Origin of the sequence: Helicobacter rappini (assembly GCF_900198625.1) — a bacterium.
Taxonomy (GTDB): Bacteria; Campylobacterota; Campylobacteria; order Campylobacterales; family Helicobacteraceae; genus Helicobacter_A; species Helicobacter_A rappini.
In genome coordinates this window covers 1-15,836 of the sequence record NZ_FZPK01000050.1, presented here as the reverse complement: position 1 = coordinate 15,836, position 15,836 = coordinate 1, and the positions used below count along the sequence as shown (strand labels likewise).

Below are 15,836 nucleotides of genomic sequence, written 5' to 3'. Positions count from 1 at the left end.
TGGCAATTAGAGATTATAGGTGAAGATTGTGGTCAAAAAGTTTTGTTAGAAAAGCAGATTCTAAACTTACAAACGAAAGATTATATTCTTTTAAAACCTTTTACTAGCGATATGGAATCTGTGTATTTAAACGCCGATATTTTTGTAATGAGTAGCCATACAGAATCTATGCCTATGGTTTTAATCGAAGCGGCAAGCTATGGACTGCCTATTGTAGCTTATGATATAGGCACGATTAGAGATTGCTTTGCTCCAAATCCAGAGATAAAAAATGGTGTAGCCTATCATAAAAATGGAATCCTTGTGCCAGATGGAGATGAGAATCTTTTGTGCGAAGCGATGAGAGAACTTCTAAGTAATGAAGCTATGCGATTAGAAATGGGTAGGCAAAGCCTTATTCTAGCAAAAGAGAGATTTAGTAAAGAAGTCATCATGCAAGAATGGCAAGATTTACTTACTGCATTGAAGCGATAGAAGCTAAAATGATTTATTTTAAAAAAATGAGATGATATGGACAGATAAATTTAATTATTCTTATTACTCAATGAAAACAAAAACTATGTGATAAAAATATAATGGTGGAGCTGTGGGGAATTGAACCCCAGTCCGAAAATCCTATCCTACAGAGATTTCTACATACTTAGCAATGTTTTGTTATCTTAACACACCCCTTAAAACATGCAAAATGGAATGTATCAAAGCCTATAATCTTTTTGAGTATCACTAGGCAAAAACACTCAAGCAATCGGATTGATGACAGATTCTAAAATCTCCCGATAAAGACAGAAGAATCTGGCTCCAAAAGGAGATTAAACTCACGCTACTTTTGCGTAAGCTGGAGCGTAATTCGCGTTGTTTGCGTTTATTGTTTGTTGATAGTTACAGGTATCAGCTGGTATGCTTAAACTGCTATAAAACTTCCGTCGAAAGCCAAAACAGCCCCAAATCACATGGTCCGAAATTATAGCAAATTATTTTCAAATTGCATAAAAAACATTCTTAACGCCATATATTAAAGCTAAAATTCACAGGAAATACAAAACACGCTGCGACATAGATTCTAAATAAGACACGCATTAGCATATAGAAAAATAGAGATATTGCAACAAAAATGTCCTCATTATAATGCAAGGTTTCATATTATTTATAAATTTATCTTGTAATCACAATATTTACATACCTCATATTGCGGCGTATTGGACATTAATGCCTTGCGTATTTTTATAAATTTTTCATTCATAAATAATTCAAATAAATCAACTTCAGCTATGTCTCCCAAAACAAATTGCTTATGTGTTTCGACATCACTACGCATATTGCAACATGGCATAACAAGCCCATTGTAGTCAATGAAAATTTCACGCAATGGGTAGTAACAAGGAAAATCCCTTTTCACACTAGGAATACGCTCATCATTTATAGAACCAGCCCTATTGCTAGCATTTACGCGTGGATTCCATGCGCGATAAATCATATCCATACCATCATAGATAAATCGAACACCATATTGCCTATCATCATTCACAACCTCTTTATATTGTAAATTAAGTTTATTTGCCATCTTGTTTATAGCAGGTTTAATGACATTTTCCACATCAAATTCTATATTCTTACCAAAATAATACGACATTGTTATATGTCCTATGCCGACTTCCCTTAAGGAATCTAAATAATCTCTATCTAAATAATCGCCATTTGTAAAGATACCAAGTAAGGCTTTTGGCAGAGACTTTCTTGCTTGTTTCACCCTTTTTAGAATTAATTCTTTATTTGCAAGAGGCTCATTAAACCTGTGGAAGTTTATCATACCGCTATAATCTATTTCTGCCAAATTGTCAATTATTTTTAAATACACATGTTCTGGCAGTTCGATACTACTAGAATACCTATCAACAAAAGAGTTTGGACAAAACCAACATTTTCTATTGCAGAATGAAGCAATTTCTATTTCCACCAGCCTTACATTACGCTTTAGAATTTGTTTTTGCGTTTCTCTATCATTTGTCGGGGTTACAAGCTTAGCATAATCTTGCAATATTGCACCTTTTTGTGTATGCAATGTGTTTATGAGTGTTTCCCTAAAATCATGTCGCCATTTTTTGATAGGTATAAAGCGTGAGTATTTTCTTATTAGTCTGTGCGATTCTTCCATGTTGTCTCTTTGTCTCCATGTTGTCTCTAGGTTATGTTGTGGCGGCATTCTACAAAAAAAAAAAAACAAGTCAAGGGCTAATAAAAACGCACAAAAACAAATTGTCGAGTATATTTTTATCTTTGTTGTTTAGTTGCGTAAATCCAATGTAGCATTGCCCACCAAAACACTGCCATATATAAATTTATTTACCTTGAGAGAATAAAATATCAATTTTAATTGCGTATGCAAATAATTTGAAAGGAGTTTGTGTGATTAGAAAAATCGCAATGAGTATCTGCTGCATATTTGCATGTATGCACGCAGAACCTATAAGTAATAGCACATTTACCGCAACACCACAAAATACAACATTACAAAACAATATGCAAGAAAATGAAATCACCTTGCGTTTAGAGAATGTTTTACGCAATGATTCTGGTGGATTAAGCCTTAAGGAACTACTCAATAGTGCAAATAATAACTATGCCCTGCAAGCCCAAGACTTACTTGCTAGACAAGCCGATAAAGACCATTTAGTGCAAATCATGGCATTAATCCCAACGCTTGATGCAAAATACAACTTCAATCATTCAAGTGCGAGTGTGCCAATGAGCTACACCACGCAAAATGCACAACTTGCGTTTAACATGAAGCTTGATTATGCTGATTACAATGCCATTAGAGAAAAGGGTGCAACTGCAACAAAAGCAAGCTATGATAGCAAATACACAAAACAGAGCATTTATCTGCAAGTCGTGCAGCAATACTATACTTATTTTAGCAATGAATCAAAGCTTTTAACACTAGAGCAAAAGCTAGAGCAAATAAACTCTGATGTAGATAGAGTGCAAAAGCTTTATAATCAAGGCTTAAAAACCATTGCCGATTTAGAATCACTCAAATCACAAGCAGCATTAACACAATATCAAATCGATGATGCAAAGCTTGCCTTAGAGCAAAGCAAACTCATGTTAGAGTATCTCACAAACACAAAGATAGAATCTCTAAAACGCGTGCGGATAGAATCTCCTAGCTTCAAACTCCAAGATAGAGATGATATTAAATCGCTTGAATATCAAGTGCAAGCACAAAAATATTTAAATAAGCAATTACATTATTTTCCTGTGCTAAATATCCAAGATAGCTATACTTACAATATTCAGATTCCAGACTTTGCAAAAGGGCTAATAAACAGCGGGACTTTACCGCCAAGCTTTCTTATGTCGTATGCTGACCATCAAAATACATTTAGCGTTGTGGTGAGTTATGGCTTATTTGCAAAGATCGGGCAGAGTATGCAAAAGCAGTCATTTCGCCTAGCCCAACTTGCAACAGAAAAGAATCTTGCTTACAAAAAAAATGAGCAAAAAAAAGATGAAGAGCTATACAGAAAAGCCATTGAAGTCGCACAAAATCAAATAAAAAGCGCAAAAGCAAGTCTTATATCCGCAAATCTCTCTTATGACAACATGAAAAAGCGATATGATGCAAACCTAGTTACTTTTACAGAATATTTACAGGCTTTAAGCACAAAGTATGATGCGGAATCTACTTTCATTCAAGCTTTGAATAACTATGAGATTCAAAAAGCAAACTATATCTTTTATAGCGGACAAGAGCTAGAGCAGTATATCCAATAGGTAAAATGGCAATAGCCCTATTAGGTTAGAATCTGAAATTCAATTTCAACTTAAAATGAGTTGTCAGCATTCCACAACACAGAGGTTAATCCCAAACAAAAGTTGTAATTTTTAGGCATAATTACAAAAGGCATTAGAGAAGCATGCAAAAGAATTAAAGGCAGAAAAATGACTTTTTTAGAGGTGGTTGGTAAAGAATTAAAGGCAGTATTTAGCAATATCACGATTGTTTTTGTGGTATTTGTAGGCTCACTGCTTTATGTATTCTTGTATCCTACACCCTATTATGCAGATGTGGTGCGTAAGCAAAAAATTGTAGTCCTTGATTTAGACAATACAAAGCTTTCAAAAGATTTCATTTTCCTTGTAAATGCGAGTGAGAATTTGCAAGTAGAACATGTCGTGTATTCTTTAAAAGCGGCAAAAGACATGCTTGAGAGAAGTGAAGTCTATGGGCAGTTAAGTATCCCCAAAGGTTTTGAATCTAATATGTATAAAGGTGTGCCAACTACACTTTTATATCGTGCGAATGCGTCCTATTTTTTGATATATGGCACGATTATTGAGGGCTTAAATGAAGTGGGAAATTACTGGAGCAATGAGATTAAACTCAAAGCAAAAGCCCTAAAGGGTGAAATCAACATTGGTGATGATACGACACTTGTAAGGTTTGATTCTATACCGCTTTTTAATCCTTCAGTAGGCTACATTAATTACGCTTTAGCGGCTATCTTGGTATTTATCCTACATCAAACGCTTATCGCTGGGATTATGATACAAGGGGCAAGTCAAAATAAAGCCCATGAAAATCACGAGAAACACTACTTTAACACCGCACCTTTAAGCTATGTTTTATGGGCTAGAATCTTTGTGTTTAGCGGTATTTATGTCGTGCTGTTTTTGCTTTATTTTGGTGTGTTTTTTAAGATTTATGGTATCCATACGACTGCGAATCCTTTTGATTTTTGGTTCTTTGGATTGATGTTTATTGCAAGTTGTGCGGCATTTGGTATGTTTCTTAGCACTTTTATAAGTGATAGCGCCTTGCCAACGCAGATTATACTTATATCATCGCTACCGCTTGTGTTTATGATGGGCTTTATCTATCCTGTTATGCTATTGCCGCAAGTCTTACAATGGCTTGTGAATCTTATCCCTGCATATCATGGTATTAATGGCTTTATACGGCTCAATCAAATGGGCGATAGTTTGCATAATATCATGCCAAATTTCTATGCCCTAGCTTTAATCTTTTGTGTATGCTTTGTGTTAAGTTATGTGAGACTTAAGAAGAAGTTTAAGCGTTAATTGTTTGCATTTATTGATTATCTTAAAAGACTCAAAAAATGCAGGGATTGCATGGGTGCGACAAAATGATAATATGGTTTTTATTATTTTTTAGTGCTTACGCCCACCAACGCCCAAACAAGTATTGACACTTGCAAAGCCTTACTTAAGGAAGTTATAAAAGCTGCAATGTGTTATATTGCACAATCTTTAGCTATGTAATCAAGGTTTAGCAAATCTTATATATTTCTTTTAATGATTAATTGTGTTTATAAGCCTACGGGCATCCTTGTTGTTTGCATCTTTTTGAATTAATCTTAAAGGCTAAACAAAAGTACCACCAAACAATAAACTTTTAGTGCTAATCAAGCACATAAAGCTTTATTAAATACTAGATAAGCAAGAAATACAAATGGTAGTGTATTCTTGCTTACATTGTCGTAGTTTGCACCACGACATTAACAGATTATATGCTCTAAAGAATTAATTTTGCTATGGGCTTTGTGTGATTATGCTTTGTCTAAGCCCTGCAACTGGGCTATGGAGAAGCTTTGAAAAATAAATGGATAGCCTATATTTACATTTGCGTTGAGATTATATGCGTTAAAATCGCTATTAAAAGCTGTGCTTGTGCTAGAAAACTGCAACATATCTCTTGTTGCAAAAAAGCCAAATGCCCCATGCAAACCTATGTCAATATTAATGTTTTCTAATAAGATTCTATCCATGAGAGAAAAACTTAACGCATGGCTTTGAAATGTGCCCTTATAAGTTTCAAAATGCGAGCCATATCCATAGGCAAAATGTGTTGCAAGTAAATGGGAGTATAGGCTTGTGTTATAAGTTTGCATAGAATCTAGGCTCTTGTCATTTTGAGTTCTATGAGAAAAATATCTTTTTTCGATTCCATGCCAAATATTTCGCTTCGTAAATTATATAGTAGTCGTTTGAATCTAAACACAAAAAACAACATGTCAAACGATTTATTGATATTGAAGTGAATAAAATATGAAAGATGAAAGAAGTTATAGAATCCAACACAAGATTCTATAAAAGTGTATTCAAATTGTTTGCAAAAGATACTAGCGTCCTAGCTCTTCTTGATGTATTTCTCTCCATGCCTCTAATAAGCCCTTTGCTACATTCATAACAATATCGATTTTTTCGACATTATTCTCCATGTTAGCCTGTGTTAAAAGCTTAATTTGATGCGTATAAAGCCCTGTAAGATATACTGCTACTTCACCGCCCCTATCATAGTCAAGGACATTTAATAGTTCCGTGAATATATCAGTAGTCCTATTGATATAGTAAATCTTCTTTTCTATATCAATGTCTTCTTGCTCCATACATCTGCGTGCCTGACCTAAAAACCTCAAAATACCTTCATACAACATTTCTATAAGCTTTGCTGGGCTTTCCACGCTTACAGAATTTTGCTGATACATATTATGGGCATTAAACGCTCTCATAACTGCTCCTTATTTCTTTTTGTCGTTAGCGGCGGCTTGGTCTATCATCATTTGAACGGCATTGAAAGAGTTATTTGCTTTTGCTATTTGCTCATCAAAAGACGCAAATCTCTGCTGCATGGTATCATATCTAGCATCAAGCATTTTCTTTGCTTTGTCTTTCTCTTGATTGTAGTTTTTTAGCTCTCTTTCAAGTGTTTGCTCAAAAGTTTTTAACTTAGCGTTTCCACCTTCTAATAAATCGGCTAAAACTTTATTTACTTTTGTAAAAACTCCATCATATCTATTATATTTTCCTAAACTATCCTTTTTTTCCCCACCATAAAACACTTCTTTTGCTTTTTCTGGGTCAGCACTTAAGGCACTTGAGAGTTTGCCGCCATCAAGCTGCATAACGCTTTTATCATTCAGCGAGATTCCATAATCCATTAAGCTTTTTACTTCAAGTCCATTTGCAATATGTTGGGTAATGGCTTGGTTTAAATCTGGGCGAATGCTCCTTATAAGCGTTTCAGTATTAAATACCCCACCTCGTTTTGTATCTGGGTCAAACTTTGTAACCGCATCTAGCTTTGGCACGGTTTCATTATATACTTTTGCAAACTCTTGTATCTCTTTTACGATGTCTTCTGTATTTTGCGTAATGCTTATTACATCTGGTTTGCCCTCTTCTGATACTTTTTGTAAGTTTATGGTTAATCCGCCTACAATATCATCGATAGTGTTACTTGGACGCTTGATTGTCGCACCATTATATAGCACTTCAGAATCTGCAGCACTTTGCACATTCTTAATCTTTAGCACATTTTTTTGCAATGATGAGAAACCGCTATATTTCCCCGCTTTTAATCCGACACTCTCAAGGGCTTGTGTTTCTTCTGGACTTGTAGCCTTAATATCAATGGTAACGCCATCGCTATTTAAAGCGATTTTATTTTGACTAGTGCTTGCTTGCACTCCACTGATTGTATTGAGAGCTTCTGCTACTGCTTGGGCGTTTTGGTCTGCGGTATTTTCTTTCTTTGTGATTTGGGCTAAATCTATCGTATTGCCATTGACTTGAAAGCTACCTGTAAGCGCCCCCTCTTTTACTTCAATATTGCTTGAATATAAATCTTGTGATTTTGATTCTTTTTGCATAAAGCCTAGATTGCCCGTTTTATCCCCGCCGACATTAATCTTAAAGCCTCTTTTATCGTTGATAATAAAGCCTCTGCCCTCATTTGGCAATCCAAAGGTAATATCACCACTTTCTACTAAATCTTTTGTTGCTTCATTCGCACTTAAGGCTTCTTTTAGCGCATTTTGTAGCATTAGGAATCTATCACTAGCAGATTGTGGAATGTTGAGAGTAACACTTATTTTATGCATTTGTCCATCTGTGCCTTTTACTTCTATGAAGAAGTCTTGCTCCCCTTGTAAGTCAATATCAAGATTCCCCATGCCCTCTGATCGTAAAAGAGAACCAAAATAGATTCTACTATTCTCGCCTGTCTCTTTTGAGTTAATCATAAGTTGATAGGGCTTTTCCCCGCCGATTTTCATAATAGAACCCATGATTTTTCCATTTGTCGCATCGGTTATGGCTTGGCTCACTTCACCAACGGTCATTCCCCCTTTTATCTCAACGCGATAGCTTTGCCCATCGCTAAAAAAGTCAAGCACACCATCATCATTACTAAAGGCATCATCTCTTGAGGCAAACTTTGTGCCGACTTCATTAATATCGCTTTTTGCAAGTTGTTTTACTTCCATATTGATATTTTGCACAGGCACACCAGCTGCTGCACTAGCTTTTACTGCTTCGCCAGATACGCTTACATTTCGCCCTAAGAATGTAGAGTAGTCAGAGAGTTTGCGTGTGTGTTGTCGCAATGTTTCAAGGGCAGTTTTTATTTCTACAAGTTGCTTTTGCTTCTCAATATTTAGCTCCATTTTTTTATCAACAGGTTTAATAACATTGTCTTCATCGGCTTTACGCAATTTATCAATAACATCAGCATTTAAAACCGAGCTACCAAGCCCAAGAGAAGTAATCTTTCCTGCCATAACGCACTCCTAAACAACATTGCGATTTATATTCAAATAAGTTCAATCAAAAGTATAAGAAATTTATATTCCATACTTACATATTGTGCTTGTGTAATATGGAATCTTTTTTGTATTGTATCCAACATTTTTTTAGACTAGAATACAAAACATACTCTCTAATCGGCATTTTTATAGAATCTTAAAGTATTTTGTTGTAATAACTTTAAATATTTTTGGCTACTTGGCTAGTCTTTTTTTGCCATTGCATAAACATAATTTTTGATATCGATTCTAAAAAATATTATATTACAATCCAAATGTAATATTTTCAATGAATGTAATATTGTCTTTATAGATACTCACCGCATCTATGCAAAAATGGCTTACAATCTGTCTTTGGTCTAAAAAGACATGTATAGTTTTTGTGAGTCTTTCTAGCTTTTTTGGCGTGATATTTGCAAGTGGATTGATACAATGTGATGATTTTACTTCTATAAAATGCAGGATAGAATCTTTTTTCATAATAAGGTCGATTTCACCATAACGACTATGAAAATTTTGCTCAATAAACTCAAACCCCAAACTTATAAGATATTCTAATGCTACTTGCTCGTAATATCTACCCTTTTGTCGCATGAAAACCATAGCCTACACTTAAATTATGTTATTATATCAAGTTAAATCAATCTTTATCAAGTCTTATTAATGACATAATAACAGACTTTAGTTTGATTTAAGGAGTGTAGATTCATGATTCTCATCACACAAATCATCTTGTTCTTTTAAAATATGCTTTTACTCTTCTTCTAAATTTTTTCCATTTTGACATTTTCGCAATACTCTCAAGATTAAACCATTGTGATTGCAGAGTTTCCATATTGTCGAATGCTTCTATCAAGTCTTGCGGATAGTGTTTTGCTATGTGATTTTTAAACACTAGCATATCTTTCTTTGGAGGCATATACACCCATGGAAAATGCAGGATTCTAAAATAATATTCATAGAATCTACTTTGATCGCTATCAAGCACACAAGCACCAATATTTTGAAATGCAGTGCCATAATTATCATAGGGTTGCGGGATAGTCTTTTTTCCAAATAAGCTTAAAAAGAGAAGAGCACAAATGTTATGGTGGCGATTATCAAAATCCATTGTATGATATGCAATATCGTGTAAAATTATTGTGGCATTTTCACTAAGATATGGTAGCACCATTAGAAAATCTAGCCCTTCTCCGGGTTGGGCATGCACAGTATCAATTATGCATAAATCAATGGAATCCCCTACATTTTCTAAGTATTTTGCACAATACCCACCCTTATAAACCTGATAATAATCTCTTAAATGAGGGACAAGCAAATCAACTAGAAAGCCGCTTTCACGCGGATTTTTAGTTGTTACCCCCCCCCCCCCATTCTAGATCACGATAATATGTTTTATTGTAATCGATGGCATAAAATGCGGTAGAGTTAAGGCTATTGTGCTTTTCAAGAAAATCTAAAATAAGCGTGCTGTTCGCTCCAGCGGCAACACCAATTTCTAGAATCTTTTTTGGCTTCTTGTCTTCTATACACTCAAGCACAAACTGCCTTTCTCTCGCAGTCATTTCTGAAAATTCTGCTATGGCTTCATGATTTATCATGTTTTTCCTTTTTATTAAAATATAGTTGTGCTATTGTATCAAAGTTTGATAGAAAATAAAAATAGAAATTTTGTTTTCTACTTTCTCATAATCAAAGTTGTTGCTTGATCTAGCGCAAGGTATTTTTTTGCGACTTCTTGAATCTGTTTGGTGTTTAAAGATTCTAGATTTTTTTCATAATCTAGCAGTGGCTGTATATCACCTCGCACAAAATATGATCCAAATAGCCCTGCCACAGAGCTTGCACTCTCTAAGCTATAAATAAAACTTGCACGAGTGTTTATCTTAATTTTATCAAGCTGTGCCTGTGTGATTTGTGTTTTTTTTAGCTTTTCAATCTGTTTTAATATTTCTTCTTTCAAAGCATTTGCACTTACTCCCGCATTGCCTGTTGCTATAATGATAAACATGCCTGAGTCAATCATATCCATATTATACGCACTCACAGATGAAGCAAGTTGCAATTTATCTTGCAAGATAGAGGGTAAAATCGCACTTTTTCCACCGCCTAATATATCGCCGATAGCCTCTAGTGCTACTTGGTCTTTATGCGTGAAGCTTGGGGTTTTAAAGCCCATGATAAGCCATTCTATCCCGCCTGTATCCTTTTTGATATAGGCTTCTCTTATGCCATCTTGGATTGGCTCTTGCATAATCACCTTTGGAATCTCGCCTTTATTCTTAATCTTGCTAAAATATTTTTCCGCACCGCTAAATACATCGTGTGGATTGACATCGCCGCTTACAAGCAATATCGCATTTTGTGGTTGATAGTAAGTCTCATGGAAGCCTTTCACATCTTGCAAACTCCAATTTTGTATATCAGTCATAAAGCCGATTGGAGTCCAATGATATGGGTGATAAACATAGGCGGTATTAAAAAAGCGAAAGTATAAATAGCCACTTGGTGTATTATCTGTCCGCCATAATCTCTCTTGTGCTACCACATCTCTTTCTGATTGAAATTCAGAATCTATAAACTCTAGATTCTGCATGAGTTCGGCAAAAAGCTCTAAGGATTTATTTAGATTTTGTGTGCTAGATTTAATAAAATAGCGTGTATAATCAAAGCTTGTAGAAGCATTATTCACACCGCCCATTTGCTTTACTATCTCATCAAATTCACCAGCTTTTAGATTCTTTGTTGTTTTAAAATTCATGTGTTCTAGCATGTGTGCTATACCGCTTTTCCCCATGACTTCATTACGAGAGCCGACTTTATAAAATACATTTGTCTCAATTACATTACTTTTATTATGCAGTGGAATCACCACGACTTGCAAACCATTTTCAAGAATCTTACTTTCATATTTTGGCAATACACTACCAAATGCAATACTACTCATTATGCAAACTCCTAATACAATTTTTTGATATAACTTCATCATTGAATCGCTACTCCAATCGCTTCGTTTATATGCTTGAATCCATCGGCTTTTAGCTTTTCTGCTAACTCATTATTCATGCGAGATATAAGCGTTGGACCTTCATATATCATACTGCTTAGAATCTGCACTAAACTTGCCCCAAGCTTTATTCTTTCATACACTTCATTAGAATCGCCAATGCCGCCAACAGAAATAAGCGTAGTTTTCTTATGAAAATTCTTCCCTAAGATTCTTAAAACCTCTTTAGATTTTGTGCTAATAGCTTTACCGCTAAGACCACCAAAGCATACATCATTTTTTTTCACTGGATTTGAGACAAGGCTATAATCAATGCTTGTGTTTGTAGCAATGATCCCATTTACACCATTTTGGATAGCCGCATCGCATACAGCGAGCATAGATTCTATCTCCATATCAGGCGATATTTTAATGAAAATTGGCTTATTTGTTGTGCTTTTTGCCATCTCCATAAGCTCTTTTACAAAGCTCTCATTTTGTAAATCACGCAAACCGGGCGTATTTGGCGATGAGAGATTAAAGGTGAAATAATCGCCATAGTCTTTGAGTGTATCAAGGCTTAATTCATAATTTTTTAGAGAATCACCTTGTGCGATATTCTTATTTTTGCCAATATTTATACCAAGCGGGATACAAAAGGGATATACTTCCTTTAAATGTGCCAACATTCCCCTTGCCCCGATATTATTAAAGCCCATTGCATTTTGCAAACTCTCTTCTTCTACATGGCGAAACATGCGAGGCTTTTCATTCCCATCTTGAGGCATTTGTGTAACGCTACCTAACTCTAAATATCCAAAGCCAAGACTAGCTAAAGGTCGCACCGCTTCCGCGTTTTTATCAAATCCACTTGCAAGTCCTATGGGATTGTAGAAATGCAAACCATGTATATCTTGAGCTAAATTCTCATGGATACGACAATAGCACTTTGCAATCATAGATTCAAATAATGGAATCTTTTGTGGCATTTTCATTACTTTTATTGCGAAGTTGTGAATCTTTTCGGCATCACATTTATACAAATAAGGTCGTATTTTTTTATAGAATCCCATGTTTAACCCTTAATAATAAACAAAATGCTAGATTATATCAAAACACAATAAAATCCTGCTTAATATGACAAAAAGTTTCTAAGCTTATCTATGCTATAATCTTAATTTCACAGAAAGGAAAAATATGAGAATTGCTATCATACGATTATCTGCATTTGGTGATGTTGTCATCGCATCAAGCATGCTTGCTGGACTTAAGGCTCTTGGGGATTATAGGATAGAATGGTTTGTTGATGAGAGATTTAGCGGTATTTTGGAGCATTCCCCTTGTATTACAAAGATTCACTCACTGCCATTTAAAAAGCTTTTAAAAAGCATAGGCGGGCTTTTAGAGATACGAAGATATTGTAAGAGTTGCGGTGAATTTGACATGGTGGTAGATATGCAGGGGCTTATAAAGTCAGCCATTGTCGGTAAATGCCTTGTGTCTAAAAAATTTGTTGGATTCTCTAAAGATGGGGCAAGGGAGGGCTTTGCTAGCTATTTTTATACACATAAGGTATCAATACCCTATGATTCTAATATCCTTGAGCGAAATTTCTCTGTGCTTTTTAGTCATATAAAAGAGTTTCAGGCAAACCCTTTTACACTTGAGCGAGTTATGCCACTGCATTCACAAGGGCTAGGCTTTAGCTATCATTTTATTGCAGAATCTCTTACTTCGCATTTTTCAGCACTAAATCATATGGAAGAAAAGCCCTATACTTTTTTATTTATCCTTGAAGCTTCTATTAAAGAGAAAATGTATCCAATAGAAAAATACGCAAAATTAGCACAATTACTGCAAGGCTTATTGCAAAATTGCCATTTTCACATTCTATGGAATGAGGATAAAGACAGGGCAGATTCTATGCTTACGCTGTTAAAAAAGCAAGGATTAAAGGCTACGCAGCTTGATAAGCTTGACTTTAATAGCTTGAAATTTGTATTAAGACAGGTTGATTGTGCTATCGGTGGTGATACAGGCGTAACGCATCTTGCATGGGCTATGGGGACAAACTGCATTACACTTTATGGGAATAACACAGAGAGTAGCGGTAAAAACATGCGAGATACAAAGCTTAGCCGTGTATTGCTTGGGAATCCTTATGTCGTCTCAAAAGGCACAAACTTTGAGATTGAAAGCATAGAACCACGAGAGATATTTGAAGTCTTTAAACACAATGTGCTTGAATCTTTAGGAGCTTTAGAATCTTTGCAAGAGTGAGTAATCATTGCGAATATGCTTTTAAGCTTTGTCTTAGTTATCTTTTTGTAAAATAAGCCGATTTGCCATTAAATTGAAAAGGAGAAATCATGGTAAAAATGTATAAAAGGCTAGGATTAAGTATCGTGTTGGCAAGTGTGCTTGGAGTGAGTGCGAATGCGGCTTGTGATTCTATAATTTGTGTCGGTGGTAATGTCGGTATCGGTGGAATCTATACTGATTTTGGTGGTAATAATAGAGCAGATGGGGATTTTAAGGGCGGCTATGGTGCGTTAGATATTGACTTAATCGTTATACGGCGATTACTATTTTCTTTAAACTTGAAGGGTGGCTCTGGGTCTATGGGCGTTTATGGACCAGATTTTACAGACAATCTTAATGGCAGTCTGCTTGGTGGCAATGTGGGTGCATTTGCGGCGACACATTTCAAAATAGGATTCAATGTTGCAAGTTTAGAATCTCCGCTTTATATCAGTTTCATTGGCGGTGTTGATGGATATGCGGGTGCGTTTGGCTATGGCTTGGCAATGTATGGTGCGGAGTTGCAAGGCAGGAAGTCATTTGGCGGAAGAACTAGTCTATTATATAGCTTTGGCGGCGGTGCGGCAAATTCGATATATGCTTTCGCACAAGGCAAGGCAGAGGCGGCAAATGGTGGCACAGGTGATGTTGGATATAGTCTGTTTGGCTCTCTTGGTGTGGATATAAGCATGACAAGAAATCTAGGATTCTATATCAAAGCCATTGCAAAGTATTATAATATACCAGCAAGTAGTCCCGTGCAAATCAATAATCAAACTATAACTCTTCCCCATGCCAACGCATGGACTACCATGCTAGAGACTGGACTTAGATTCTAAGCATTTGGCTGAATTTAGAGAGTTGCTATCTGTGAGAATTGGATTAGACTTGTTGATATGCTATATAGTCTAGATATTTTCTCAAATGCGATTGGGTTGTGCGTTTGATTATGCTTGGGTTAGTGTTTGCATTACTATGAGTGATCAATTGGTATAATCTCTTGGATGCTACTTTATCCATGCGAAAATTTTATTGAGAATATGCGAACACAGGATAGAAACTCAATGTATGCGGTTTTTACAATGCTAGAGTTGATTCTTCCGGATTGCTAGGATTAAAAGGACTAAGTCTGAGATTTTTATCTCCTTTCATCTCTCTCAACATTATTATCTTTTAGGGTGCTTTGGATTGGTAATGTTAACATAGATGTCGATTTGATCTTCAAATATATCTGGAAAATATTTTGCAATTTTTCCTTTTTATAAAACCAAATATCCAAAATAAGATTACATGCGGGTTGATCCATGGACATAACAGTATCAAAAGCATCAGAATGTTTAATAAAAACAAATTCAATGTTGTTCCTGCTTCGACATAATTTAAAACACTATATCTATCATGGTTCATATCATCTGTCTCTACATAGAAATTGTATTCCCCTACTTTTCGCTTGAGTTTTTCAATCGTCTTATCTTCTAGAGACAACCATAGTGCAACTCTCACAGTTTGCCACGAGATATTTTGCTTGTGCAAACCATAAAGATGTATTACATAGACAAATTGAATTGTGTGCAATACTTTAAAAATACAATACTTTCTAAGCTCCAAACACCCTAAATACCGATACTCTAAACACTAAGCAAAAAAGCCCTTTTACTTTTTGTGTATCTTTTTTGCATTACTACATAAAATTATAAGTAAAATAACATATATTCTAAAGATTTCAGTTTTGATTATGGTGTATGAATAAGGTTTTAAAGTTTTGTTTCTTTCCTGTCTTTAAAATACCCTTACATTATAACTTAAAATACAAGCCTTTTTTATATGATTTTTATCTAGTGATTATATACTACATTTTCACTTTACAAAGTGTTACAAACTAAGCAATACAAAATTACAAATTAATTAATACTTTGATACAAATTAAAATTACATAAGCAAAT

General features: G+C 35.2%; 14 protein-coding genes, 1 other RNA gene and 1 pseudogene. 5 read left to right on the top strand and 11 right to left on the bottom strand.

All coding sequences use genetic code 11. The features are described 5' to 3' along the window. On the top strand, window positions 1–474 hold a 474-nt coding region (locus C6H17_RS09640; protein WP_158655018.1), incomplete at its 5' end, for a glycosyltransferase. A 102-nt stretch (window positions 475–576) separates the two neighbouring features. On the opposite strand, the gene ssrA is transcribed toward C6H17_RS09640, so the two are convergent. After that, window positions 577–943, bottom strand: a transfer-messenger RNA (tmRNA) gene (gene ssrA, locus C6H17_RS09635). 201 nt (window positions 944–1,144) lie between these two features. Further along, the gene (locus tag C6H17_RS09630; protein WP_005216847.1) at window positions 1,145–2,152 is read right to left on the bottom strand and encodes a radical SAM/SPASM domain-containing protein; all 1,008 of its coding nucleotides are present in this window, start codon (window positions 2,150–2,152) and stop codon (window positions 1,145–1,147) included. 251 nt (window positions 2,153–2,403) lie between these two features. Between C6H17_RS09630 and C6H17_RS09625 the strand changes: the two genes are divergently transcribed. Both C6H17_RS09625 and C6H17_RS09620 read left to right on the top strand, forming a co-directional pair. After that, complete coding sequence (locus tag C6H17_RS09625) at window positions 2,404–3,774, top strand: TolC family protein (protein ID WP_005216850.1); 1,371 nt, start codon at window positions 2,404–2,406, stop codon at window positions 3,772–3,774. A 168-nt stretch (window positions 3,775–3,942) separates the two neighbouring features. Further along, window positions 3,943–5,082, top strand: a complete 1,140-nt coding sequence (locus C6H17_RS09620) for an ABC transporter permease (protein ID WP_004086050.1) — start codon at window positions 3,943–3,945, stop codon at window positions 5,080–5,082. Window positions 5,083–5,570: 488 nt separating this feature from the next. Here C6H17_RS09620 and C6H17_RS09615 read toward each other — a convergent pair whose 3' ends face one another. From C6H17_RS09615 to pyrD, 9 genes and pseudogenes are all read right to left on the bottom strand, one after another. Next, entirely contained in the window at window positions 5,571–5,912 is a 342-nt protein-coding gene (locus tag C6H17_RS09615) for a hypothetical protein (protein ID WP_005216856.1), read from the bottom strand. A gap of 231 nt (window positions 5,913–6,143) precedes the next feature. Next, window positions 6,144–6,533: a flagellar export chaperone FliS gene (gene fliS, locus C6H17_RS09610; RefSeq protein WP_004086047.1), complete on the bottom strand. Its 390-nt coding sequence runs from the start codon at window positions 6,531–6,533 to the stop codon at window positions 6,144–6,146. Between the two features lie 9 nt (window positions 6,534–6,542). After that, the gene (gene fliD, locus C6H17_RS09605) at window positions 6,543–8,582 is read right to left on the bottom strand and encodes a flagellar filament capping protein FliD (RefSeq protein ID WP_005216860.1); all 2,040 of its coding nucleotides are present in this window, start codon (window positions 8,580–8,582) and stop codon (window positions 6,543–6,545) included. A 288-nt stretch (window positions 8,583–8,870) separates the two neighbouring features. Further along, window positions 8,871–9,200 (bottom strand): YraN family protein, encoded by a 330-nt coding sequence (locus tag C6H17_RS09600; protein ID WP_020995463.1) that lies wholly within the window; start codon window positions 9,198–9,200, stop codon window positions 8,871–8,873. A 133-nt stretch (window positions 9,201–9,333) separates the two neighbouring features. Then, window positions 9,334–9,780 (bottom strand): hypothetical protein, encoded by a 447-nt coding sequence (locus C6H17_RS09595; RefSeq protein WP_230475002.1) that lies wholly within the window; start codon window positions 9,778–9,780, stop codon window positions 9,334–9,336. A gap of 9 nt (window positions 9,781–9,789) precedes the next feature. Next, window positions 9,790–9,924: pseudogene (locus tag C6H17_RS13470) on the bottom strand (hypothetical protein); the annotation flags it as partial. Between the two features lie 31 nt (window positions 9,925–9,955). After that, window positions 9,956–10,207 (bottom strand): hypothetical protein, encoded by a 252-nt coding sequence (locus tag C6H17_RS09590; RefSeq protein WP_004086040.1) that lies wholly within the window; start codon window positions 10,205–10,207, stop codon window positions 9,956–9,958. Between the two features lie 77 nt (window positions 10,208–10,284). Next, window positions 10,285–11,553: a M16 family metallopeptidase gene (locus C6H17_RS09585; RefSeq protein ID WP_005216863.1), complete on the bottom strand. Its 1,269-nt coding sequence runs from the start codon at window positions 11,551–11,553 to the stop codon at window positions 10,285–10,287. Between the two features lie 38 nt (window positions 11,554–11,591). Then, complete coding sequence (gene pyrD / locus C6H17_RS09580) at window positions 11,592–12,665, bottom strand: dihydroorotate dehydrogenase (quinone) (RefSeq protein WP_005216864.1); 1,074 nt, start codon at window positions 12,663–12,665, stop codon at window positions 11,592–11,594. Window positions 12,666–12,789: 124 nt separating this feature from the next. On the opposite strand from pyrD, the gene waaC reads away from it, so the two are divergent. Both waaC and C6H17_RS09570 read left to right on the top strand, forming a co-directional pair. After that, window positions 12,790–13,872: a lipopolysaccharide heptosyltransferase I gene (waaC, locus tag C6H17_RS09575; protein WP_005216865.1), complete on the top strand. Its 1,083-nt coding sequence runs from the start codon at window positions 12,790–12,792 to the stop codon at window positions 13,870–13,872. An 89-nt stretch (window positions 13,873–13,961) separates the two neighbouring features. Beyond that, on the top strand, window positions 13,962–14,732 hold the full coding sequence (locus tag C6H17_RS09570) for a hypothetical protein (RefSeq protein WP_005216866.1): 771 nt from the start codon (window positions 13,962–13,964) through the stop codon (window positions 14,730–14,732). Window positions 14,733–15,836 lie beyond the last annotated feature (1,104 nt).

Excerpts from the sequence above, each read along its gene's own strand:
- C6H17_RS09620 (WP_004086050.1), top strand. The coding sequence starts at position 3,943 with ATGACTTTTTTAGAGGTGGTTGGTAAAGAATTAAAGGCAGTATTTAGC.
- C6H17_RS09595 (WP_230475002.1), bottom strand. The coding sequence starts at position 9,780 with ATGGTGCTACCATATCTTAGTGAAAATGCCACAATAATTTTACACGAT.
- C6H17_RS09570 (WP_005216866.1), top strand. The coding sequence starts at position 13,962 with ATGGTAAAAATGTATAAAAGGCTAGGATTAAGTATCGTGTTGGCAAGT.
- fliD (WP_005216860.1), bottom strand. The coding sequence starts at position 8,582 with ATGGCAGGAAAGATTACTTCTCTTGGGCTTGGTAGCTCGGTTTTAAAT.
- C6H17_RS09615 (WP_005216856.1), bottom strand. The coding sequence starts at position 5,912 with ATGCAAACTTATAACACAAGCCTATACTCCCATTTACTTGCAACACAT.
- waaC (WP_005216865.1), top strand. The coding sequence starts at position 12,790 with ATGAGAATTGCTATCATACGATTATCTGCATTTGGTGATGTTGTCATC.
- C6H17_RS09585 (WP_005216863.1), bottom strand. The coding sequence starts at position 11,553 with ATGAGTAGTATTGCATTTGGTAGTGTATTGCCAAAATATGAAAGTAAG.
- fliS (WP_004086047.1), bottom strand. The coding sequence starts at position 6,533 with ATGAGAGCGTTTAATGCCCATAATATGTATCAGCAAAATTCTGTAAGC.
- pyrD (WP_005216864.1), bottom strand. The coding sequence starts at position 12,665 with ATGGGATTCTATAAAAAAATACGACCTTATTTGTATAAATGTGATGCC.
- C6H17_RS09630 (WP_005216847.1), bottom strand. The coding sequence starts at position 2,152 with ATGGAAGAATCGCACAGACTAATAAGAAAATACTCACGCTTTATACCT.
- C6H17_RS09600 (WP_020995463.1), bottom strand. The coding sequence starts at position 9,200 with ATGCGACAAAAGGGTAGATATTACGAGCAAGTAGCATTAGAATATCTT.
- C6H17_RS09590 (WP_004086040.1), bottom strand. The coding sequence starts at position 10,207 with ATGATAAATCATGAAGCCATAGCAGAATTTTCAGAAATGACTGCGAGA.